This window comes from Sagittula sp. S175 (genome assembly GCF_049800975.1).
GTDB lineage: Bacteria > Pseudomonadota > Alphaproteobacteria > Rhodobacterales > Rhodobacteraceae > Sagittula.
In genome coordinates this window covers 1-23,160 of the sequence record NZ_JBNAGB010000035.1, presented here as the reverse complement: position 1 = coordinate 23,160, position 23,160 = coordinate 1, and the positions used below count along the sequence as shown (strand labels likewise).

Sequence of the window (23,160 nt, the reverse complement as noted above, 5' to 3'; positions counted from 1 at the left end):
CATCCGGCAAGGGGGCCGTCATGGCTTCAGCCCCATTGCACGGCTGTACTCGGCGAGCACAGTGGCGTCGGACACGCGAGTATAGATGCGCGTCGATTCCGGTGATACATGCCCGAGCCGGCGCTGCAGGGTCAGCTCTCGCATGCCGGCTTCCCACATGCGGGTGGCGTGGGTATGTCGCAGCGCATGCGGTGTGACGCCGGGCGATTTGATCCCGGCGCGTTCCGCCGCTCGCGCGAAGGCTTTTGCCAACGCGGCATAGGACAAGGGCTCAGACCGCCTCGTGCCGTTTCCGCCGACGAGAAAGATGAACGGCGTCTCTGTCTCGCGGGGACGGTCACGCATGACATAGGCGCTGATGGTATCGAGGGCCTGCCCGTCATGGAGGTCGACAACACGCTCGACGCGCGACTTTCCGCGTGCCCCTTTCGGGTGGTCAGCGCGACATCGAACGGTTACGCGCCGCCGCCCATAGGCGATATCCTCGAGATGCAGACTGAGCGCTTCGCCTGGCCTCAGCCCGCCGTGCAGCATCAGCAGCACAAGGGCGCGATCGCGTAGGCTGGTCAGCTCGGCGAGTAGACGTTCGATTTGGTCGTCGCTCAACGGGCGAGGCAGGCGGTGAACGCTGCGGACACGGATCACGCGCACACTCGCTGAGCGACGGGAAATGCCTTCAAAGAACGGTCTGTGCCGATCAGTGACCGCAGGCTTGTTGATACTCTTGCTGACCCGCATCGGGTTCGGCGGGGTCAGCGTCCCTGCGATGATCGCCCAGTCGCAGAAAGATGACATTGCCGCCAGCGCTCGATTGACCGTTGCCGGTGACAGCCGATCCGGGCCAGCCGCGGTTGCGGATCGGCCGGGGCGCATATCGATCCGGTCATGCAGGTAAGCGATCAGATCGACGGCGTTCGAAATGTTGAAGCCCTGCCACTCGAGCCCTCGGGCTTCGAAGAACTCCCACACGCGCCGCAGGTCGTAGGCATAGGAGCGAATGGTGTTGGGGGATGAGCCCCGAGCGTCAAGATAACGGAGGAAATCGTGAATCGGTTCGACGGAATTACCAGCATCGTCGCGGACAAAATAGCGAGGGACAGTCCCCTCTGGAGTTCTGGTGACTTGCATAATCGGTCCTCGGAAAAAGGTGAAAACTTCAGCCTTGGAGGTGAAATCGCAAGTGTCCAGATAATCGATGCCAGCAAGGAGATCACCGCGGACGTTCGGCACCGGGCGCTGCGCCACCATGCCGAGGGCATCTTCATGGCCGAGACGTTTTTCGGTCCCACCCTCACACTCTCGACCGGGCGCATCATTCCGACCCGCTGGGTGGGCGAGCAGCATGTGAAGGAAGATCTCGGCTTCATCCCCAGCTTCGCTGACTGGGTGAAGGCCATCCGGCCCGAGCCCTGGATGGGCCGGGCCGAGCGGCTCGAGGCGCTGGTCGATCCGCATTTCGCCTCGCCCGTGATTGAGGTCGCTTGACATGACCGACCCGGCCTATCAACGCCTCGGCCTGCCAGCGACGGCCTCGCCCTACACCGTCCTGCGGTCGGCGGTCCGGGCGCTGCACCCCGACACGCGCGCGGTTCGCGGTTTCCGGGCTGCGCGCAAGCGCTTCTACCGGCAGATGCTCTGCGCGCATGCCGCGCGACAGGCGGCGGGCGACAGTCCCACCGGCTGATCGCCACCAACCACTCCTTCATCCCGACACAACGCCCGGCCGCTCGGCCGGGTCTTTCCCATTCAGGAGGTCCCCATGGCGGATTACTTCACCCATTTCTCTTGCCTGCTCGATGTCGGCACCCCCGACAAGGCGGCCCGCGCGCTCGCGCTGTTCCAGGAACTTCGCGCCGCAGATCAGGACGCCGACGACCCGGAGGTCGCGGGCTTCGACCTCGTGCGCCAGGATGCGCCCGACGGCAGCGCCCTCTGGATCCATGACGACGAGCACGGCGATGTCGAAGCCGTCATCCGCTTCGTCCTGCGCCTTGCAGACGAACTCGACCTCACTGGCCTCTGGGGCTTCCAGTACGCTCTGACCTGTTCCCGGCCCCGACTCGAGGCCTTCGGCGGTGGCGCGCATGTCATTGATCTGGGCGCCCGCAAATCCACCGGCTGGACGAGCAGCCAGGAATGGCTGGCCGCCGCGCTGAACGGGGAGGACGCACATGCCTGAGATCATCTGCACCACCGTCTACCAGTTCCCGGAACTCTCGGAGGCCGCCAAGGAAAAGGCGCGCAGCTGGTATCGCGAGCTCGGCCCCCACGACGACTGGTGGGACGCGGTCTATGAGGATTTCGAGCGGGTCTGCGAGATCCTCGGCATCCGCCTGAAGACCACACCCGTCCGCCTGACGGGCGGCGGGTCGCGCGCCAAGCCCTGCATCTGGTTCTCCGGGTTCTGGAGCCAGGGCGACGGGGCTTGCTTCGAGGGCTACTGGTCCCACGCCAAGGGCGCCGCCGCGCGCATCCGGGATTACGCGCCCACGGACGCGACGCTGCATGGCATCGTCGATCGGCTGCAGGCCATCCAGCGGCGGAACTTCTACCAACTCGCTGCCGAGGTCAGCCACCGCGGCCGCTACTACCACGAATACACCATGTCGGTGGACGTCACCCGCGACAGCCCGCCCTGGCAGCCGCCGACCGAAGACGCCGAGGAGATCGTGACCGAGGCGCTGCGTGATCTGGCCCGCTGGCTCTACCGCCAGCTTCAGGCTGAATACGACCACCTGACCTCGGACGAGGCCATAGAGGAGGGGATCATCGTCAACGAGTACACCTTCACCGAAGAAGGGCGCCGGTTCGGGTGAGAGCGCGGGCAGTTCATTTGATCTTTACAATGAGGCCATATGATCTATATTCAGGCCAATGGAGGACGCCATGTACGTTGCTGAGAAAATCAGGGAACCTGCACAGGTTAACGCCGTCGCGTTGAAGGCTTACGCGCGCGTGGTCGATGCTTGGGGCCTTAACCTGAACGAAGCGGCTGGCCTTGCCGATATGACGGTGAGCACGTGGAAGCGTGCCAAGAAGCCGGATTTCGCGGGGGAACTGACCAAGGATCAACTGCTGCGGCTCAGTGCGGTGATCGGCATCTACAAATCGCTCGAACTCTATTTCTCCGAGCCGCTCGCGCGAAGCTGGTTCACCCGGCCGAACACGGGGCCGCTCTTTGGGGGCAGCCGTCCGGTTGACACGGCGATCGACGGCGGCTTGCCGCAAATTCTCGCGGTTCGGACCTATCTGGATGCGCTGCGTGGTGGGGCATGAAGCAGACCGAGATTTCTGATCGTGGTCTCGTTCGTCTCCTGCCCGCCACTTACCACAAGCCGCCATCCCTGCGCGGTCTCGTCGATACCGAAGACGAGATGGAGATCCTGGCAGAAATCGAGGGCCTGACCAGCGGCCGTCTTCTGGCGGAACGTGGCCGCAACCCGCATCTGGACCCGCGCGAGCTGGCCTGGCAGCGGCGCAGCCGTGATCTGCGCCTCTATGGCGACAGTCACGTCAACGCCGCCTTTACCTACACCCGCGCCGGCGGAAACCGCTTCAACACCGAAGAGCGCGGCGCCTGGTACTGCGCATGGGACGTGATGGTTTCCGTCAGCGAAGTGGCGTGGCACCGCACGCGCGAACTCGGCTTTGTGGGCAGCTATCATGACAGCGCCCGCTATGTGGAACTGCTGGCGGATTTCATCGGGATCTTCGATGATCTGACCGATGAGCCGGAACACCCAGCGCTGCATCCCGATCCGGCTGTCGGATATCCCGAGGGCCAAAGCCTGGCCCAACATCTTCGCCGGGCTGGATCGCGGGGCCTGATCTATCCCTCGGTCCGGGCTCCCGCGCCGGGCGGGAATTGCCTCGTCTGCTTTGAGCCGCACGCCATTCAGAACGTCCGGCCGGGCGCGGCTTGGGATCTTGTTTGGGATGGAACGCCGCACTACTCGATTACGGCCGTCGGCTGACGAGTAATGTCGCATGCGCTTTTTTGGGGGGGCGAAGACATGAAACCGGCAAACGGCAACAGGCCGGACGTCACGCATTTGAAGCCGTGTGACCATCAGTTGTTCTTTGAGGCTTTGGACTGAGTCCGCCGGTCTTCTGGGCTTCCTATAGACGCGCTGAGGAAGGCGACGTCTCGGCCCCAAGAGACCACTATAGTTTTCTTCGATGAGGTTGCTTTTCCAGCGTTATGGACGCTCCAATATCACCATTTCCAAAGAATTGATGGACTAGCCCCACGTGAAGGGAGATCTGAAGACGCTGGGTCGAAAGACGGCAACGACTTGCAGCGGTTGCCGAAGGTCTCAGCGGTGTACGTCCCGGTCTGCCGCCGCGACCAGACCTTGGTCCTTCGGACAGGAGCTTGACCGAGGCTGATGTCCCAAAGGGCAAATCTGCCAATCTATAGGTTGGCAACTACGCCCGGTTTGCCAAGCCACGGTATGGCAGAAGCTCCGGAAGGCCGGAGCTAGCCGGTGCCGTGCTCACTTGTTCCCGTCGATCCACTTCGACATCAGCCCCTTGTCGCGGAAACACTCATCCGGGACGGCGCGGCGTTTGATCCGGGCGAGGCGCTCGGCGAAGGCGACCTGTTTGGACGAGGGCAGGCTGTCCAGCGCTGTCGCGGGTGTGAGCTTGGCTTGTGCGTCGATCCAGGCGCTCAAGGAGCGCCGATCTTGCTGAACTTCCCATGGCAGAAGCGTCTGGTTGCGCAGGGCCAGCGCGCGCGCATAGGCGATCTGCTTGGGCGTCGCGGGCAGGGCGTAAGTGGTGCTTTCCATCGGGGATCTCCCTTCATAGCTTGGTTTCAAAATAGAACATAATAGGAACAAAAGCAAGCCGCCTGCGGAAATCATGGGGTTTGAGAGGAAGAGGAGGGCGGGGGAAGATCAGGCCTGAGGGTGCCCGAGAGAGGGTGTCCGGGCCTGATCCTGTTCCTCTTTCCGGAGTTTCTCGATGACCCATCTCACCCCCTTTGCGACCGAGCGCGCCCTTGCGCCTGTCGCCCCTATCCCGTCCCTCGATACGGCTGCTGCGATCATGAGCGTGGCCGAAGCGCTGCAGACTGATCTGGCGCAAGGTTTCCAGATCGACGCGCTGCGCCTGCGCCTTGAAATGGAGCGCGCCTTTGGCGGCTCTGACGCGACCGGCGCCTGGGACTGGAAGCTGGCCTATGAAGCAGGCGAGGCAGCGCTGGTCTTGTTCCTGCGGAAGTTTGGCCGCGCGCTGTTGGCGCGGGCGGGCTCGCCCGCAGCGCTGTTGCCGATCCTTGCCAAGGTGTCCTGCCTTTTGCCGACCCATACGCGGCGGTCCGAGGAGATGGAGCGGTTCCAGCAGTTCTCGACGCCGTTGCCCATGGGGTTGGCCGCAATGGCTGCAGCGCAGATCACTGCGCGCGATCTGGTGCTGGAGCCATCGGCTGGGACGGGCCTTCTGGCGGTCCTCGCGGAAATCGCGGGCGGCAGCCTCGCGCTGAACGAGCTTGCCGACACCCGCGTTGATCTCCTCCGTCGCCTGTTTCCGGGCCGGCCTGTCACGGGCTTTGACGCAGCCCAGATCGACGATCATCTGGACGCAGGGTTGCGCCCGAGCGTGATCCTGATGAACCCGCCGTTCTCGGCGGTGGCCAATGTCGATGCCCGCAGCACCGAGGCGACAGCGCGGCATCTGCGCTCTGCGCTCGCGCGCCTGGTCCCCGGCGGACGGCTGGTCGCCATCACCGGTGCCAGTTTCGCGCCCGATGCGCCCGCCTGGGCTGAGACCTTCGGTCGCCTGACCGAGACCGCGCATCTGGTCTTTACAGGTGCCGTATCCGGTGCCGCGTTTGCCAAACACGGCACCAGCTTTGAGACGCGGATTTCGGTCTTCGACAAATGCCGCGGTGGCGAGGCGGGCGGCATCACAGCCGATCTGGCGCGCCCGATTTCGCCTGATGTCGCCAGCCTGCTGTCGCTGATCACTACCCATGTCCCCCCGCGCCTCGAACTGGCGCAGGTCGCTCCAGCCGGGCAGGGCCCCACTTCCCCCTTCCCGGGAAATCCTGCCCGCACCACGCGCACAGGCATCAGCTCGTCGCGCGCCACGCCTGCAACAGCCCCCACCAACACCGTGGTGCAGATCGAGGCCGCAGACCTCGCCTATACCCTGCGCGATGCAACCGAGGACGGGGCCAGCACGCGCCTGTCGGATGCCATTTATGAGACCTTCCGGCTGCAGGCGATCGACATCCCCGGCGCTACACCGCACCCGACCAAGCTGGTGCAATCGGCGGCCATGGCCTCGGTCGCGCCCCCAAAACCCAGCTACCGGCCCAAGCTTCCAACCGCCATCCTGCACGATGGCCTTCTGTCCGACGCGCAGCTTGAGACCGTGATCTACGCGGGCGAGGCGCATGGCGCGCATTTCGCCGGGTCTTGGTCCGTGGATGAGACCGGCGATATGGTCTCGGCCGCCAAGGACGATGATCCCGACGCCATCCGTTTCCGGCGCGGGTTTTTCCTCGGCGATGGCACAGGCGCGGGCAAGGGCCGTCAGTCGGCCGGGATTGTGCTCGACAACTGGTGCCAAGGTCGGCGCAAGGCGCTCTGGATCTCGAAGAGCGACAAGCTCCTCGAGGACGCTCAGCGCGACTGGTCTGCCCTTGGCCAGGAGCGGCTGCTGGTCACGCCGCTCTCACGATTTGCCCAAGGCCGCGACATCCCGCTTTCTGAGGGCATTCTGTTCACCACCTATGCCACGCTGCGCTCCGAGGAGCGGGGGGCAAAAAAGTCCCGCGTCGACCAGATCGTCGACTGGCTCGGGGCTGATTTCGACGGGGTGATCCTGTTTGACGAAAGCCATGCCATGGCGAATGCCGCAGGATCGAAGGGCGAACGCGGCGACACGGAAGCCTCGCAGCAGGGCAGGGCGGGCCTGCGGCTCCAGCACAAGCTGCCCAATGCCCGTGTGGTCTATGTTTCCGCCACGGGGGCGACAACAGTGCACAACCTCGCCTATGCGCAACGCCTCGGGCTTTGGGGCGGCGAAGATTTCCCTTTCGCAACCCGTGCCGAGTTTGTGCAGGCCATTGAGGCCGGCGGCGTCGCCGCGATGGAGGTCCTCGCCCGCGACCTGCGGTCGCTCGGCCTCTACACCGCCCGGTCACTTTCCTATGACGGCGTCGAATACGAGATGCTCGAGCACGCGCTGACGCAGGAGCAGCGTGGCATCTACGATGCCTATGCCGGGGCCTTCGCCATCATCCACAACAACCTGGCCGCCGCGATGGAAGCTGCAAACATCACTGGAGATTCTGGCACACTGAACCGGCAGGCCAAGTCTGCCGCCCGCTCGGCGTTTGAATCCGCCAAGCAGCGTTTCTTCGGCCATCTGCTCACCTCGATGAAAACCCCGACCCTGATCGCTGCCATCGACGCCGATCTCGCCGCAGGCCACGCAGCGGTGATCCAGATCGTCTCGACAGGCGAGGCGCTGATGGAGCGCCGCCTGTCGGACATCCCCACGGACGAGTGGAACGATGTGCGGGTGGATATCACGCCAAGAGAGGCTTGCCTGGACTACCTCGCCCATTCCTTCCCGGTGCAGCTCTATGAGCCGTTCACCGATAGCGAAGGCAATCTCTCCTCGCGGCCCGTCACGCGCGACGGCCAGCCGGTGGAATGTCGCGAAGCTGCGCGCAGGCGCGACGCGCTGATCGAGCATCTGGCCTCGCTGCCGCCGGTGCCCGGCGCGCTGGACCAGATCGTCCAGCGCTTCGGCACCGATCTGGTGGCCGAGGTCACGGGCCGTTCGCGCCGCATTGTGAGGAAGGGCGAGGGTGCTGCCGCGCGCCTTGTCGTCGAAAGCCGGGCGGGGTCTGCCAATCTCGCGGAAACCGCCGCCTTCATGGATGACCAGAAGCGCATCCTGATCTTCTCGGATGCGGGCGGCACGGGGCGCAGCTATCACGCCGATCTCGGCGCCAAGAACCAGCGCCTGCGGGTCCACTACCTTCTGGAACCCGGCTGGAAGGCCGATGCGGCCATTCAGGGACTGGGCCGCACCAACCGCACCAACCAGGCGCAACCACCGCTGTTCCGGCCCGTTGCTACCGATGTGAAAGCAGAGAAACGTTTCCTCAGCACCATCGCGCGTCGCCTCGACACGCTCGGGGCGATCACGCGCGGCCAGCGTCAAACCGGCGGGCAGGGGCTGTTCCGGCCCGAGGACAATCTGGAGTCTCCCTATGCCCGCGATGCCTTGCGCCAGCTTTACCGCCGCATCTATCGCGGCGATGTCGCGGGGTGCTCACTTGGGGCGTTTGAGGATGCGACCGGCCTCAGCCTGACGGATGACAACGGTCTGAAGGATGACCTGCCGCCGATCACGACCTTCCTCAATCGCCTGCTGGCGCTGACGATCGACATGCAGGCCGTGCTCTTTTCGGCCTTTGAGGAGCTTCTGGACCAACGGATCGAAGGCGCCATCGCCGCCGGGGTCTATGATCTCGGGCTCGAGACGCTGCGCGCCGAGAGCTTCCGGGTGACGGATGCGCGGGTGATCTACACCCATCCCGGCTCCGGTGCGGAAACCCAACTGCTGACCATCGCGGAGAAGCGGCGCAATACGCCGACCTCGCTGGCCGATGCGCTGGACTGGCTCGGTGATCCAAAGGCGCGCCTGATGGTCAACAGCCGTTCGGGCCGTGCCGCTGTGCAGGTGCCCGCCACCAGTCTGATGCTGGACGACGGCACGATCGAACCCCGCCTGCGGCTGATCCGCCCGACCGAGGCGAGCACGGTTCCGGCCAAGATCATGGACGACACCCACTGGCTCGAGGCCGACCGCGCGGCCTTCGCCGCCTCTTGGACTGCGGAACTGGCCGAGGTGCCCGAGTTTTCGGAAGCCACGCTGCATATCGTGGCGGGCCTCTTGCTGCCGATCTGGAAGCAGCTCCCACAGGATGAAACCCGCGTCTACCGGCTGCAGACCGATGACGGTCAGCGCATCATCGGTCGCCGCGTTTCGCCGTCGTGGGTCGCGACCACACTTGCCGCCGATGCGCCGAAGCTCACGGCGGCGCAGGTCCATGCCCTTGTTCTGGAGGGCAAGACCGTGGTGCGCTTGGCCGAAGGGATGGAGCTGCACCGCTCGCGCGTCATGGGCGTCAACCGGATCGAGCTGTCGGGCTTTTTGGGTGCCGCCAAGGACCGGCTGAAGGCAGATGGGTTCTTCTCGGAGATCATCGCCTGGAAGCTGCGGCTCTTCTGCCCAGCAGACTCCAGCGGCGTCACAGTGCTTGATCGTCTGCTTGCACGTTGTCCTGTGACAGGACTACATGCGCGTGGAGGGTGCTGAGCCATGTATTCCGAGACTGAAGATGTGATCCGCGCTCTGGCGGAGAACGCAGAGAGCGTGTGTCGCGCCTACCTTCCCGCCGGACGGCGGGAAGGGTCCTACTGGATCGTCGGCGATTTGCAGAACAACCCCGGCCGGTCGCTCTTCGTGCGGCTGACTGGACCCACATCAGGACCGGGGGCCCGTGGCAAATGGCAGGACGCGGCTGTCGGACTGCATGGCGATCTCCTCGACATCATCCGCGAGCGAACCGGGATCTCGCGCTTTCCCGAACTTCTGGCCGAGGCCCGGGCGCATTTGGGCCGTCCGCAGCCGGTCCCCCCGGATGCACCAGTGCCGAAGAAGGCCAAAGCCCCCGGTGGCACGCCAGCGGCGGCGGCGCGATTGTTTGCAGCCTCGGTGCCGGTCGCAGGCACGCTTGCCGACACCTACCTCCGCTCCAGAGGCATCACCCAAGGCGGCACGATGAGCGCGCTGCGCTTCCACCCGAAGTGCTGGCATCGAGATGAGGGCCAGACCAGCAGCATCCCCAGACCGGCGCTGATCGCCGCAGTCACCGATGGGGCAGGGGCCTTGCAGGGCGTGCATCGAACCTGGCTGGCAGCTGACGGACAGGGGAAGGCGGCTGTCGAGACGCAGCGGCGGGCCATGGGTCACCTCCTCGGCAATGCCGTCAGGCTGATCCCGTATGACGACATCCTCGTTATCGGCGAGGGCATCGAGACCATGCTGTCCCTGTCCGAGGCGGCCCCCTGCCTTCCCGTCTGGGCGGCGCTCTCGTCGGGTCACCTCGGGGCGGTCCTGCTGCCGGAGGGGCTTCAGCGCCTCTACATCGCCATCGACCGCGATCCTGCCGGCCAACGCGCGGCAGAGAAGTTGAGCGCCAGAGCCTCCGAGGTCGGGATTGCCGTTCGGGTGCTGGAACCGCGGCTCGGGGATTTCAACGATGATCTCCGGGCGTACGGCAAGGAGGCGCTGCGCCAGCATCTGGCAGGGCAGATCGGGCCCGAGGATCGGCAGCGCCTGTTGGGCTGAGCAACATCGCGCAAGGGGCAGTCCGGGATAGCGGGGCAGGGGTCACGGATCCTTGTCATGGTTCTGGACCGTCGCCTTCGCCTTTTCCCGGGTAAATCTCATCCACCCGACACCCGAGCGGCCTTCAAGAGATGGGCAGGCGGCCGTCAAAGGGGACGCCCCATCAAGGGCGGCAGGCAAGCTATTTCCACCGCGGGGGACGAGCCCCCGCTTTGCATCGCGAAACAAATAGCTTGCCTGCCGCCCTCCTCCACATGCGTTCCGGCCCCGAAGGCGGGGTGAGGGGGCGTCCCCAGTGACAGCTTTCGCAGCCCATGAAGGCCGCGCGGGTTGTCGCGCGGATGAGACAGGCCCGGAGGCAAGAAACTGATGACGATCCACACTCACGACGACACGTATGAACCCGCCCACACCGCATCCCAGACCGCCCATGCGCTCGACGAGTTGCAGCTTTATGGCTTCCGTCCTTTTGATGAGCCCGATCCGCGCCCGATGCCCGATGGGCAGCGCCTTGCGGTCGCCGTCGCCGACATCTTCGATGCCCTCGTCGCGAGCCTTGAAGACACCCGCATGGAACCCGACCTCGAAGAGGTGCTCTGGGGCCAGGTCAACCTCTTCCACCGCGCCACGGCGAGGATTGAGCGGTCGCTCGACGAGAACGAGCAGGCGCAGCGCCGCCTTCAGCGCGAGCAGGACGGCTCCGAGGTGAAATCCACCGAACTCGAGCGCCTGACGGCCGAAGGCCTGACGCTGATCGAACGGCGCAACTGCATGGATATGATGCGAGATCACGCCGCCACCGAGTTCGTCCATCACACGGGATCGACTTGGCGGCCTCGCACCGGCTCGATGGTGAACCGCCAGCACATGACCGCAGCTCTGATCGACAGCCGCGATTTCCTCGCCGCCAAGCGCCGCGCAGAGACCGAGGTGATGCTTCCCGCAGGTCCCAAGGTTGCCCTCACCGGTGGGACCGACTTCAACGATCATCGCCTGATCTGGGGCAAGCTCGACCAGGTCCGGACCAAGTATCCCGACATGGTCCTCCTGCACGGTGGAAGCCCGAAGGGCGCAGAGCTCATCGCCGCCAAATGGGCCGAGGCTCGCAGCGTGACGCAGGTGGCCTTCAAGCCCGACTGGACCAAGCACGCCAAGGCCGCGCCCTTCAAGCGCAACGACGCGATGCTCGATGTGCTGCCCGTGGGCGTCCTCGTTTTCCCGGGCACGGGTATCCAGGAGAACCTTGCCGACAAGGCTTCGAGGCTCGGCATCCCGGTCATGAAGTTCGAGAAGGGGGCGTGAGCCCCCTTTTTCCCATCGCGGGGAAATCGAGGTGGAAGCGCACTCTTCCACCTGATATTGTGTAGGAAACCTCAATTGATCACTACATGTACCATAGCCCGATCCAGCTCGATGTCTTCCCGATTGACGTGCAGATGCGCCGGATCGATCCGGCGCGCAACATGCGTCGCTTCTATCGGCTGAGCGTACAGCGCGATCTTTTCGGCCGTGCTAGCCTCGTGCGCGAGTGGGGTCGGATCGGCTTCCGTGGCCAGATGATGATCGAGACCCACCCGGACGAAGGCAAAGCGATCACCGCGTTGATGAAGCTCGCAGCAGTGAAGAAGCGGCGGGGCTATGAGGCTCTGCACTCAGGCAATTAGTCTTGATCGCATTGATTGCGATGATTACACTCCTCTCAGGAGGATATCATGGCAAGCATTACCATCCGGAACCTTGATGATGACGTGAAGCGCCGCCTTCGCATCCGCGCGGCCGAGCATGGCCGTTCGATGGAAGAGGAGGCGCGCGAGATATTGCGCCACGTCGTTGGTGAGGCAAAACCCAACCACGATCTTGCCGCGGCGATCCGCGCGCGTGTCGCGCCTCTGGGCGGCATTGATCTCGACCTTCCGCAGCGCGAAGCCATGCGTGAACCGCCCGCGTTCGACCAGGCCTGACGCATGATCATTCTCGATACGAATGTCATCTCCGAGCTGTTGCGCCCGGCCCCGGAGCCCAAGGTCGAACACTGGCTGTCCGCGCAGGACGGGCTGAACGTCTACCTGACCTCGATATCGGAGGCAGAGCTGCGCTATGGTCTCGCGATCATGGGGAACGGCAAACGCCGCGCCGCGCTGGTTGACGCTGTGGACCGCATCCTGCACGAGGACTTGGCCGGGCGTATCCTGCCCTTCGACAGCGACGCCGCGCAGTCCTATGCCACCATTGCCGCCGGACGACGCGCCGCCGGGCGGCCGATCGCCCAGGCGGATTGCCAGATCGCATCCATTGCGCACGCCTGCGGCGCCACCGTCGCCACACGCAATACGCCTGACTTCGAGGGTTGCGATATCGACCTGATCAACCCCTGGACTACCGCATGAACGCCGTTGAGATTGAACAAGCCGTTTCCGAACTCGCCGAGCAGCCGTTTGACGCGGCAGAGTTCCCCTATGCCTTCCTCATGGCCTTCGGAAACAAGGACACGACGATCAAGCGCTTGCGCACCGGCGCGTCGAACAAGTCCGACCTCGGCGGCGTCCTTCAGACCAACAACATCCACCTGACAACCTGCGCCCCGGGCGACATCGCGGCGACCCTGACCGCCCTTCGCGACAGCCCCGCCACCACCCGCGCCAAGGCGAAGTTCATCCTCGCCACCGACGGCATCGACCTCGAGGCCGAGGACATCACGACCGGCGAAACCATCGCCTGCCGCTACACTGATTTCCCCGACCATTTCGGCTTCTTCCTGCCGCTCGCAGGCATCTCCACCGTCAAGCAGATCCGCGAAAGCGCCTTCGACATCCGCGCGACCAGCCGCCTCAACCGGCTCTATGTCGAACTGATCAAGGACAACCCCGACTGGGGCAGCGCCGACAAACGCCACGACATGAACCACTTCATGGCAAGGCTGATCTTCTGCTTTTTCGCCGAAGACACCGACATCTTCGTCAGCGACAACCTGTTCACCGCCACCATCGCCCAGATGGCCAACCGTGACGGGTCGAACACGCACGAGGTCATCGGCGAAATCTTCCGCGCGATGAATACCCCCATCGCGAAACGGGCCGAGGCCAAGCTGCCCCGTTGGGCCGACGCCTTTCCCTATGTGAACGGCGGGCTCTTTTCAGGCAGCACCGATGTGCCGCGCTTTTCCAAGATCGCGCAGCGCTACCTGTCCCATATCGGCAGCCTCGATTGGACGCAGATCAACCCCGACATCTTCGGGTCGATGATCCAGGCTGTCGCGGATGAAGAGGAACGCTCGGTCCTCGGCATGCACTACACCTCCGTGCCGAACATCCTGAAGGTGCTGAACCCGCTCTTCCTAGATGACTTGCGCGCGGAACTGGAGGCGGCGGGCGACAATGCGCGCAAGCTGGCCAATCTGCGCGCCCGGATGGCCAAGATCCGCGTCTTCGATCCCGCCTGCGGGTCGGGCAACTTCCTTGTCATCGCCTACAAGGAAATGCGCGCGCTGGAATATGAGATCAACAAGCGCCGGGGCGAGCCGCAGCGGCGCACCGACATTCCCCTGACCAACTATCGCGGGATCGAGCTGCGGGATTTCTCGGCCGAGATCGCGCGGCTGGCGTTGATCATCGCGGAATACCAATGCGACGTGACCTATCGCGGCCAGAAAGAGGCGCTGGCCGAGTTCCTGCCGCTGGACGCGCAGAACTGGATCACCTGTGGCAACGCCCTGCGGCTGGACTGGCTGTCGGTCTGCCCGCCCACGGGGACGGGGGTGAAGTTTCAGGCCGATGACCTGTTCATGTCGCCGCTGGATCAGGCGCAGATCGACTTCGCGAATGAGGGGGGCGAGACCTATATCTGTGGGAACCCGCCTTATCTTGGGTCAACGTGGCAGAGCACCGAACAGAAAGAAGATTTGCAGCGCATATTTGACGGGCGCACGAAAAGCTGGAAGTCGCTCGACTATGTCGCGGGCTGGTTCATGAAGGCCGCCGATTACGGGCTGCACACGCCCACTGTTTCGGCATTCGTGTCCACCAACTCGATTTGTCAGGGGCAGCAGGTGCCGATCCTCTGGCCGCTGATCTTCAAGACAGGGCATGAGATTGCTTTTGCCCATACGAATTTCAAATGGGCAAACCTTGCCAGCCACAATGCTGGCGTGACCGTGGTCATAGTTGGAATATCAAACCGCGCTGGCCACACCAGAAAGCTTTTCTCGTTAACTTCGGAAGGTGAAACCGAAGTCAAAGAGTCCGGATTCCTGAACGCCTATTTGATCAACGGTGCAAACGTAATCGTAGAGAAGCGGTCAAAGCCACTGTCCTCGCTGGCCGAAATGACATTCGGTAGCAAGCCTGTTGACGGGGGGAATCTGCTGCTTAGTCCAGACGAAGTTTCAAGCTTGGCCCTAACCCCAGAACAGCGGCGAAAATTTGTCCGCCCCATTCTTGGTTCTGAAGAGTTCATTGCAGGCAAGCAACGATACTGCCTTTGGATCAAAGATACTGAGGCAGAACAGGCCAAAGAAATCCCTGCGATTGAGAGGCGACTTGAGGCTGTGCGCTCAATGCGCCTCGCAAGCACAAAGGTTGCAACACAGCAAGGGGCTAAGTGGCCTCACAGGTTCGACGAACGCCGTCAAATAGGCGATGAGAAAGTGATCGCAATCGCGGCGATTAGTTCTGAGAATCGCGAATATCTTCCGTGTGGCCCCCTCCCTAATGGAACCATTATTTCCAACAAGCTTTTCGCCCTCTACGACGCCCCGCTCTGGAACATGGCGCTGATCGCCTCGCGCCTGCATTGGGTCTGGATCGGCACGGTTTGCGTGCGGATGCGAACCGATTTCAGCTATTCCAACACCCTTGGCTGGAACACGTTCCCTGTCCCCAAACTGACCGAAAAGAACCGCGCCGACCTGACAGCGGCGGCCGAAGGCATCCTTCTGGCCCGCGAGGCGCATTTCCCCGCCACCATCGCCGACCTCTACGACCCCGAAAAAATGCCCACCAACCTCCGCGCCGCCCATGACCACAACGACGAGGTGCTGGAACGCATCTACATCGGCCGCCGCTTCCGCAACGACACCGAACGGCTGGAAAAACTGTTCGAGATGTACACGCGGATGACGACGAAGGTGAGCGCATGACCCATCCAACTGAACCACTGGCGCTGAACAAGGCTGTCTACAAGGATTTAAACTCTCGCCAAAAGGAAACCTACAATTTCCACCGTGTGGCGGGGCGCTTGGCTGAATATGGATATAACAGCATCCTTTTGTCGGATGACTGGCTTGGTGCAGATTTCATCGCATACCATAATGACGGCAAGCGGTTTTATCGTGTTCAACTCAAGGGGCGCATGACTATCGACGACAAATACGTCGGCAAGGAGCTGTACATCGCCTTTGTTGATCCAGACCCGGAAGGTGACCGTGTTTATGTCTACCCGCATGATGAAATGGCGAACCGGATAGATGCGGCTGGACGCATCAACGATTCTAAGTCGTGGAGCAAATACAGATCCTACTCATGGCCGAGCGTTTCTTCGTGGATGCGTGAACTGCTGGAAGAGTTCGAGGTAAAGTAATGACCAAAGGTATTCCTTCCGTCTCTGTCCAATACGCCGCCAATGGCAGCTCGACCAAGTCGAACGAACTGGGCATGCGCGCAATGCAGGAACGCGCCTATGAGAAGCGCGGCGAGCAATACCTGCTGATCAAATCGCCCCCGGCCTCGGGCAAAAGCCGCGCGCTGATGTTCATCGCGCTCGACAAGCTCCACAATCAGGGCCTGCGTCAGGCCATCGTCGTGGTGCCGGAAAAATCCATCGGGTCCAGCTTCAATGACGAACCGCTCAGCAAATATGGCTTCTGGGCCGACTGGACCGTCCAGCCGCAATGGAACCTGTGCAACGCGCCCGGCGGGGATGACGGCAAGGTCGGCGCCGTGGGCAAGTTCCTGGCAAGCGAGGACAAGGTGCTGGTCTGCACCCATGCCACGTTCCGTTTCGCCGTCGACAAGTTCGGGATCGAGGCCTTCGACGATCGCCTGATCGCGGTGGACGAATTCCACCACGTCTCGGCCAACCCCGACAACAAGCTGGGCACACATCTGGGCGCGCTGGTCGCCCGCGACAAGGTGCATCTGGTCGCCATGACTGGATCGTACTTCCGCGGCGATGCCGAGGCCGTTTTGTCGCCCGAGGACGAGGCGCGGTTCGACACGGTCACCTACACCTATTTCGAACAGCTGAACGGCTACAAATATCTCAAGTCGCTCGACATCGGGTATTTCTTCTATTCCGGGTCCTATGCGGACGACATCCTCAAGGTGCTCGACCCGACAGAGAAGACGATCCTGCACATCCCGAACGTGAACTCGCGCGAGAGCACCAAGGACAAGCATCGCGAAGTCGAGCACATCATCGACGCCCTGGGTGACTGGCAAGGCACCGACCCCGCCACAGGGTTTCAGTTAGTCAAGACGCCAGATGGGCGGGTGCTGCGCATCGCCGATCTGGTGGATGATGAACCGGCCAAGAGGGACAAAGTTTCAGCCGCGCTGAAGGACCCGGCGCAGAAGAACAACCGCGATCATGCCGACATCATCATCGCCCTGGGGATGGCGAAGGAGGGGTTCGACTGGATCTGGTGCGAGCACGCCCTGACGGTCGGTTATCGCGCCAGCCTGACCGAGATCGTGCAGATCATCGGCCGCGCCACCCGCGATTCCGAGGGCAAGACGCGCGCCCGGTTCACCAATCTGATCGCCGAGCCTGATGCCGCGGCCGAAGCCGTGACCGAGGCGGTCAACGATACGCTGAAAGCGATCGCCGCGAGCCTCCTGATGGAGCAGGTGCTGGCCCCGCGTTTCAACTTCACGCCCAAGACCGTGAAAAGTGGCCCTGTCGAAGGGTTCGACTACGGCGAGGGCGGCTATGATCCAAACAAGGAGAACGTCGGCTTCAACGAGGCCAGCGGGCAGTTCCAGATCGAGATCAAGGGCCTCGTCGAACCCAAGAGCAAGGAAGCCAAGCGCATCTGCCAGGAAGACCTTAACGAGGTGATCACGGCTTTCGTTCAGGACAAGACCACGATCGAGCGCGGGCTCTTCGATGAGGAGTTGGTGCCCGAGGAACTGACGCAGGTTCGCATGGGCAAGATCGTCGGAGCAAAGTTCCCGGAGCTGGACGCCGAGGATCAGGAAGCCGTGCGCCAGCATGCGGTGGCCGCGCTGAACCTGACCCAGAAGGCGAAAGAGATCGCTCTGTCGAGCGGCGACGACACGCAGACCACGGGAAACACAGCGCTGATCGACGGGGTGCGCAAATTCGCGATGGATGTGCGTGAGCTCGACATCGACTTGATCGACCGGATCAACCCCTTCGGCGAAGCCTATTCGATATTGGCAAAGACGATGAGCGAGGAGAGCCTTCGGCAGGTTCAGGCCGTGATCTCGGCGAAAAAAGTGCAACTGTCACCGGACGAGGCGCGCGATCTGGCGAAGCGCGCTGTCAAGTTCAAGCAGGAGCGGGGTCGTCTGCCTTCCATCACATCGCCTGATCCATGGGAGAAGAAAATGGCCGAAGGCGTGGCATATCTCGCCCGCATGAAGCAGGAGGCTGCCAATGGCTAAGGGTTTCACCGAGGACGATGATGCCCTCCTTGCTGAGCTTGGCGTCGAGGTCGAGGTCAAGAAGCAGCTCAGCCGTACACCACGTGAAGAGCGCATCATCGCAGGCTTTGAGGAAATCCTGCAATTTGCCAAAGAGCACGGTCGGCCTCCCCAACACGGGGAAGACCGCGAGATATTTGAACGTCTCTACGCCGTGCGACTTGATCGCATCCGCGACTTGCAGGAGTGCCGCGATCTCCTTGCCCCACTGGACCAGCAAGGTCTCCTTGCAGACACCTCTTCCGCTCTCCCGGCGTCAGAGCCTGATGATTTAGATGACGACGCCCTTCTCGCTGAGCTGGGCGTGGAAGTCGCTAGATCACCACTCACAGAATTGAAGCACGTCCGGTCGACAGCCGAGAAAAAGGCCGCAGATGAGGTGGCAAACCGCGAGAAATGTGAAGATTTTGCGACGTTCAAGCCGTTGTTTGAGCAGGTCCAGAAAGAGCTGGATACCGGTTTGCGCGAGACCCGCCCGTTCGAGATGAAGGCCGAGATCGAGAAAGGACGCTTTTTCATCGTCAGTGGTCAGAAAGCCTATGTCGCGGACAAGGGCGAGACTATCACCAATGAGCAAGGTCGCACGGATGCGCGTCTGCGGGTGATTTTTGACAACGGCACTGAGAGCAACATGCTGATGCGCTCGCTGCAGAGGGCGTTAAACAAGGACGACGCTGGACGCCGGATCACAGATCCATCGGCGGGGCCACTTTTTTCGGATCAGACACTCGACGGTGATGAGGCGAGCGGGATCATTTATGTTCTTCGCAGCAAATCCGATCATCCACTTGTCACGGCAAACCGGGAACTCGTGCACAAGATCGGTGTCACCAATATGAGCGTTGATAAGCGGATCGCTGGCGCGCATCTGCAGCCGACGTTTCTTATGGCGAATGTCGAGGTGGTTGCGACATATGAACTCTACAACATCAACCGGTCCAAGCTGGAGAACCTGATCCACCGCATTTTCGAACCCGCACGGCTCGAGATCGAGATCATGGATCGCTTTGGAAGGCCTGTGGTTCCGCGAGAGTGGTTCCTCGTACCCTTATTCGCGATCAACGACGCAGTCGACAAGATCAGGGACGGCACAATAACCAGCTATCGCTATGATCCCCATGCTGCCGCACTCAAGCCGATTTTGAAGTAGGATAGGCGATGGATCGGGACCGTCATACGCGTCGAGGGAAATGGTCAGAGGCAGGCGTCCCGAAAAAAGGCTGGACCTGTGTAGCGGTCGAAGACTTGGAAGAGCCCAGCCAACTCTGCGAGATGTGTGAGAGCGCCGAAATCCGGTATGCCCATATCATGGAGCATCCGGACTATCCCGGTTCGCTTCAGGTCGGCTGCGTTTGTGCTGAGCACATGGAAGAGGACTACAAGCGGCCCCGGGAGCGGGAGACGCGTCTCAGAAATTCCGCACGCCGCCGCGCCGCCTGGCCTTCTCGAAAGTGGCGCATATCCCGACAAGGCAACCCTTATATCAACACGGACGGGTTCAATCTGACAGTCTATCGGGAAGGAGCCGGATGGTCAGTGCGTGTCCTGAGAAGGGCATCGGGAGCTGTTCAGGTTGGTAGGAAGGCCTATTCAACCGAAAACGATGCAAAGCTTGCTGCATTCAATGCACTTCTCTGGGCGAAGGATCACTTGTAGCCATGCCCTTCCCGCTGTCGCCCCAGAGCATCGATGCGATCGCCGATATTATCAGCGGCGGGGGAGGGCATGACACGACGCCCCCCATCGGGATCTATCGCAGCGGGCCGAAGATCGAGAAGTTCATGCGCGCCTGCAATGTGGCCTTCACGGTGAGTGGCTCCCGCGTACCGTCGCTGGTGCAGTGCCTTATCAATCTCAACAACGGCTTTGATGCTGAGAAAGCGCTCCCAAAGATTATTGAGGCAGCCGCTGACCCACGCGATTTCATCCACGAGCCCGAGCGTCATGTCGCCGTGCTCGACCATCTCAACCGCGCGCTGCGCTTCGACGGCTTCGAGGTTCAACAGCAGGGCGGGCGGATGCGGCTTGTCGAGGCGGGCAAGAATGTCCCTGTCCTGGTGGAGCTGGCCGGTCTGTCCGAGGTGATCGACTTCGACACGGTGAGCCGCGATCTTGAACGCGCACTCGCTCATAGCCAGGCCGACCCCGAGGATGCAGTCACCGCCGCGTGCAGTACGGTCGAGAGCGTGTGCCGGTCGATCCTCATCGAGCTGGGGCAGCCGCTCCCTGCCAAGAAGGACGTGCAGGGGCTATACAATGCCGTGAAGCAACCGCTTGGTCTGTCCCCAGACCGTTCCGACATCGACCCCCTGATAGCGAATGACGTGCGGCAAATCCTTTCCGGCCTGGCCACGGTCATCGGAGGGGTAGGGGCTCTGCGCACCCACGGCGGCGACGCCCACGGCCGCGAGAAGGGCTTTGCCCGTGTTGACGCGCGGATTGCCCGTTTGTCGATCCATGCCGCGAGCACGGCAGCGCTGTTTCTGATTGAGACATGGCAACGGAAATTTCCTGCCCGCCCGCTTCCAAAAGTCGACGATCCGGCAGGGTAACGGCCAGTTTCATCCTGTCAGCAGCGCCGGTCTTGACCGGCCATCTCTCCTTCGTCGTAAGCGTTTCCTGGCCCCCACCTTCCAGCCGATAGCCTGACCTGCGATGCCGCGCCTGACGGATATTGGTGCGGGAGTTTCGCGATGGCAACTACGGGTGAGTTTCTCAGGGACTATGGCGTAGAGATACGGGGGAATGGTCAGCGGCGCTGGCCCGACGAGGTCAAGGCGCTGATCGTCGCTGAGACGTTGAAGCCGGGTGCGACGGTGAATGCGGTTGCTGCGCGTTATGGGCTTCGCGCGAACCAGCTTTCAGAATGGCGCAGTCGGGCACGCGATGGCCGGCTGGTTTTGCCTGCGGTTGAAGATGACAGCTTCTGTTTTGCGCCGGTCATGGTGTCGGATAACGGCGGGGTGCATGTGCCAGCTGTTGCGGGGCAGCCAGTCACGCCTGCAGCACCGCCCTCGGCACCAATCGAGATTGCGATGGGCCAAGTCACGATCCGATTGGACGCAGAGACGCGTTCTGACCGGATAGCCGAGATCGTGCGTGCAATCGGGGCACGGCCATGATGTTCCCTTCAAACCGCATGCGGGTTCTGGTCTCGACGCAGCCTGTGGACTTTCGCAAAGGTCACGATGGGTTGGCGGCAATCGTGTCATCGGTGCTGCGCAAGGATCCGTTCACGGGGACGGTGTTTGTCTTCCGCTCGCGCAGGGCGGATCGGCTGAAGCTGTTGTATTGGGATGGGTCTGGGCTGGTGATGGCGTATAAGCGATTGGAGGAGGCAACCTTCACTTGGCCTGCGATCAAGGACGGGATGATGGCGCTGAACCACGCCCAGTTCGAGGCCCTGTTTGCCGGGCTGGACTGGCGCCGTGTCAAGGCGCTGGAGACACGCCCACCCACTGCGACAGAATGAAACAACCATTCTCTTTTGCGTGTTTTTACTGGGGTTTTTATCATAATCTCGGGTCATGATTGAAACGCCTGTCATTGACCTTTCCACCATCCCTGCCGCGCAGCGTGCAGTGGTTGCGTCATTGATGGAAACGATCGCAGCGCTTCAGGATATTACCCAACGCCAACAGCATCTGATTGCCGAACTGAACCATGCCCTGCGTGGCAAACGGTCGGAAAAGCTGTCTGAGGATGAGCGGCAACTGGCCTTCGAGGACCTGTCCATCGCGCTGGCCGAGGTCGAGGCAGAGAAGGAACATCTGGCTGCCAAAACGGATGACAAGACGGCAGCCAAACCTGCGCCAAAGCGCACCATCGGCAACCTGCCCGCCGCACTGCCGCGCATCGAAGAGGTTATCGAACCCGATAGCCTGATCTGCCCTTGTGGCTGCGGCGTCATGCACAAGATCGGCGAAGATCGCAGTGAACGGCTCGACATCGTGCCGGCCCAGTTGCGTGTGATTGTCACCGTCCGGCCCAAATACGCCTGCCGGACCTGCACCGACGGTGTGACCCAAGCTCCAGCACCAGCGCACCTGATCATGGGTGGGTTGCCAACTGAGGCCAGCATCGCCCATGTGTTGGTCAGTAAATACGCTGACCACCTGCCATTATACCGCCAAAGCCAGATCCTGGCGCGCGCAGGCCTTGATCTGCACCGTGCCGTGCTGGCGGATTGGGTCGGCAAGGCAGCGTTCCACCTCAAGCCCGTCGTCGACCGGCTCGCCGAACATCTGAAACGATCCGGCAAGCTGTTCATGGACGAAACCACGGCCCCGGTGCTGGATCCGGGTCGCGGTAAAACCAAAACTGGCTATCTCTGGGCCCTGGCCCGCGATGACCGGCCATGGGGCGGTGAAGATCCGCCCGGTGTGGTCTACTTCTATGCACCCGGTCGGGCGGGCGAGAATGCCGAAACATTCCTGACAGGCTTTGACGGCATCCTGCAGATCGACGGATACCAGGGCTACAACCGACTGACCAAACTGACCCGCAAGGGCGGTGCCCCCATTCGGGTGGCCCATTGCTGGGCACACGCGCGCCGCAAGCTGAAGGAAGTCTTTGACCGCGATGGTTCAGAGATCGCCGCCGAAGGCCTGCGCCGCATCGCCGAAATCTATACCGTTGAAGCCGATATCCGTGGCGTCTCGCCCGGCCAGCGTCTGTCTGCCCGTCAAAGCCGCAGTGCTCCACTGGTCGTGGCATTCGGTGATTGGCTGCAAGCACAACGCCGCAAGATCTCCGCTAAATCCCGGCTGGGCGAAAAGCTGACCTACATCCACAATCACTGGGACGGTTTGCAAACCTTTCTGACCGACGGGCGCGTCGAGATCGACAACAACCGCGTCGAAAACCTGATCCGCCCCATCACTCTAAATCGCAAGAACGCCCTCTTTGCGGGTCACGACGAGGGCGGCATCGCCTGGGGCCGCATCGCCTCGCTGATCGAGACCTGCAAGATCAACGGCATCGAACCCTTCGCCTATCTCAAGGCCACCCTCACAGCGATCGCCAATGGCCACCCGCAAAGCCGCCTCGACGATCTGCTGCCGTGGAACTTCAAGCTGTCAAGCTAAACTGACCGTGCCGTCCAGCGACCGCTTAC

The 23,160-nt window shown here is 62.3% G+C and carries 22 protein-coding genes; 20 read left to right on the top strand and 2 right to left on the bottom strand.

Features of this window, described 5'->3' with window-relative positions:
* Positions 1 to 18: 18 nt before the first annotated feature.
* Positions 19 to 1,128: a tyrosine-type recombinase/integrase gene (locus ACP16H_RS24670; protein ID WP_425074831.1), complete on the bottom strand. Its 1,110-nt coding sequence runs from the start codon at positions 1,126 to 1,128 to the stop codon at positions 19 to 21.
* Here ACP16H_RS24670 and ACP16H_RS24665 point away from each other — a divergent pair.
* The 6 genes from ACP16H_RS24665 to ACP16H_RS24640 all read left to right on the top strand — a co-directional run bounded on the left by ACP16H_RS24665 (position 1,123) and on the right by ACP16H_RS24640 (position 3,974).
* On the top strand, positions 1,123 to 1,485 hold the full coding sequence (locus ACP16H_RS24665; protein WP_425074830.1) for a DUF6915 family protein: 363 nt from the start codon (positions 1,123 to 1,125) through the stop codon (positions 1,483 to 1,485). The two genes, ACP16H_RS24670 and ACP16H_RS24665, sit on opposite strands and share 6 nt — an antisense overlap.
* A gap of 1 nt (position 1,486) precedes the next feature.
* Entirely contained in the window at positions 1,487 to 1,684 is a 198-nt protein-coding gene (locus ACP16H_RS24660) for a hypothetical protein (protein WP_425074829.1), read from the top strand.
* Positions 1,685 to 1,759: 75 nt separating this feature from the next.
* Positions 1,760 to 2,179, top strand: coding sequence for a hypothetical protein (locus ACP16H_RS24655; protein WP_425074828.1), 420 nt, complete (start codon positions 1,760 to 1,762; stop codon positions 2,177 to 2,179).
* Positions 2,172 to 2,816, top strand: a complete 645-nt coding sequence (locus tag ACP16H_RS24650) for an antitoxin of toxin-antitoxin stability system (protein ID WP_425074827.1) — start codon at positions 2,172 to 2,174, stop codon at positions 2,814 to 2,816. The genes ACP16H_RS24655 and ACP16H_RS24650 overlap by 8 nt, the downstream gene beginning before the upstream one ends.
* Before the next feature lie 58 nt (positions 2,817 to 2,874).
* Positions 2,875 to 3,276 carry an MbcA/ParS/Xre antitoxin family protein gene (locus ACP16H_RS24645; RefSeq protein ID WP_421087162.1) on the top strand — a complete coding sequence of 134 codons (402 nt, stop codon included), beginning with the start codon at positions 2,875 to 2,877 and terminating at the stop codon, positions 3,274 to 3,276.
* A complete protein-coding gene (locus ACP16H_RS24640) occupies positions 3,273 to 3,974 on the top strand; it encodes an RES family NAD+ phosphorylase (RefSeq protein ID WP_425074826.1) in 702 nt (233 codons plus the stop codon). Before ACP16H_RS24645 ends, ACP16H_RS24640 begins: the two co-directional genes overlap by 4 nt.
* Positions 3,975 to 4,496: 522 nt before the next feature.
* Here the strand turns inward: ACP16H_RS24640 and ACP16H_RS24635 are convergent.
* On the bottom strand, positions 4,497 to 4,793 hold the full coding sequence (locus tag ACP16H_RS24635; RefSeq protein ID WP_111369415.1) for a hypothetical protein: 297 nt from the start codon (positions 4,791 to 4,793) through the stop codon (positions 4,497 to 4,499).
* Between the two features lie 175 nt (positions 4,794 to 4,968).
* Between ACP16H_RS24635 and ACP16H_RS24630 the strand changes: the two genes are divergently transcribed.
* The 14 genes from ACP16H_RS24630 to tnpC all read left to right on the top strand — a co-directional run bounded on the left by ACP16H_RS24630 (position 4,969) and on the right by tnpC (position 23,131).
* Entirely contained in the window at positions 4,969 to 9,348 is a 4,380-nt protein-coding gene (locus ACP16H_RS24630; RefSeq protein WP_425074825.1) for a strawberry notch-like NTP hydrolase domain-containing protein, read from the top strand.
* A 3-nt stretch (positions 9,349 to 9,351) separates the two neighbouring features.
* A complete protein-coding gene (locus ACP16H_RS24625) occupies positions 9,352 to 10,383 on the top strand; it encodes a DUF7146 domain-containing protein (RefSeq protein ID WP_425074824.1) in 1,032 nt (343 codons plus the stop codon).
* A 369-nt stretch (positions 10,384 to 10,752) separates the two neighbouring features.
* Positions 10,753 to 11,685 carry a DUF2493 domain-containing protein gene (locus ACP16H_RS24620; protein ID WP_425074823.1) on the top strand — a complete coding sequence of 311 codons (933 nt, stop codon included), beginning with the start codon at positions 10,753 to 10,755 and terminating at the stop codon, positions 11,683 to 11,685.
* 86 nt (positions 11,686 to 11,771) lie between these two features.
* Entirely contained in the window at positions 11,772 to 12,047 is a 276-nt protein-coding gene (locus tag ACP16H_RS24615) for a WGR domain-containing protein (protein WP_425074822.1), read from the top strand.
* 48 nt (positions 12,048 to 12,095) lie between these two features.
* Complete coding sequence (locus ACP16H_RS24610) at positions 12,096 to 12,344, top strand: FitA-like ribbon-helix-helix domain-containing protein (protein ID WP_410304308.1); 249 nt, start codon at positions 12,096 to 12,098, stop codon at positions 12,342 to 12,344.
* Between the two features lie 3 nt (positions 12,345 to 12,347).
* Positions 12,348 to 12,770 carry a type II toxin-antitoxin system VapC family toxin gene (locus ACP16H_RS24605; protein WP_425074821.1) on the top strand — a complete coding sequence of 141 codons (423 nt, stop codon included), beginning with the start codon at positions 12,348 to 12,350 and terminating at the stop codon, positions 12,768 to 12,770.
* Positions 12,767 to 15,517 (top strand): DNA methyltransferase, encoded by a 2,751-nt coding sequence (locus ACP16H_RS24600; protein ID WP_425074820.1) that lies wholly within the window; start codon positions 12,767 to 12,769, stop codon positions 15,515 to 15,517. The genes ACP16H_RS24605 and ACP16H_RS24600 overlap by 4 nt, the downstream gene beginning before the upstream one ends.
* Entirely contained in the window at positions 15,514 to 15,957 is a 444-nt protein-coding gene (locus tag ACP16H_RS24595) for a hypothetical protein (RefSeq protein WP_410304311.1), read from the top strand. Before ACP16H_RS24600 ends, ACP16H_RS24595 begins: the two co-directional genes overlap by 4 nt.
* A complete protein-coding gene (locus ACP16H_RS24590) occupies positions 15,957 to 18,005 on the top strand; it encodes a pseudomurein-binding repeat-containing protein (protein ID WP_425074819.1) in 2,049 nt (682 codons plus the stop codon). Before ACP16H_RS24595 ends, ACP16H_RS24590 begins: the two co-directional genes overlap by 1 nt.
* Complete coding sequence (locus ACP16H_RS24585; RefSeq protein WP_410304313.1) at positions 17,998 to 19,194, top strand: GIY-YIG nuclease family protein; 1,197 nt, start codon at positions 17,998 to 18,000, stop codon at positions 19,192 to 19,194. Before ACP16H_RS24590 ends, ACP16H_RS24585 begins: the two co-directional genes overlap by 8 nt.
* Positions 19,195 to 19,702: 508 nt before the next feature.
* The gene (locus tag ACP16H_RS24580; protein ID WP_323019961.1) at positions 19,703 to 20,596 is read left to right on the top strand and encodes an abortive infection family protein; all 894 of its coding nucleotides are present in this window, start codon (positions 19,703 to 19,705) and stop codon (positions 20,594 to 20,596) included.
* Positions 20,597 to 20,737: 141 nt separating this feature from the next.
* Positions 20,738 to 21,166 carry an IS66-like element accessory protein TnpA gene (tnpA, locus tag ACP16H_RS24575; RefSeq protein ID WP_425074650.1) on the top strand — a complete coding sequence of 143 codons (429 nt, stop codon included), beginning with the start codon at positions 20,738 to 20,740 and terminating at the stop codon, positions 21,164 to 21,166.
* Positions 21,163 to 21,516: an IS66 family insertion sequence element accessory protein TnpB gene (tnpB, locus tag ACP16H_RS24570; protein ID WP_425074649.1), complete on the top strand. Its 354-nt coding sequence runs from the start codon at positions 21,163 to 21,165 to the stop codon at positions 21,514 to 21,516. Before tnpA ends, tnpB begins: the two co-directional genes overlap by 4 nt.
* Before the next feature lie 124 nt (positions 21,517 to 21,640).
* Positions 21,641 to 23,131 (top strand): IS66 family transposase, encoded by a 1,491-nt coding sequence (gene tnpC, locus ACP16H_RS24565; protein WP_425074648.1) that lies wholly within the window; start codon positions 21,641 to 21,643, stop codon positions 23,129 to 23,131.
* The last annotated feature ends 29 nt before the right edge of the window (positions 23,132 to 23,160 follow it).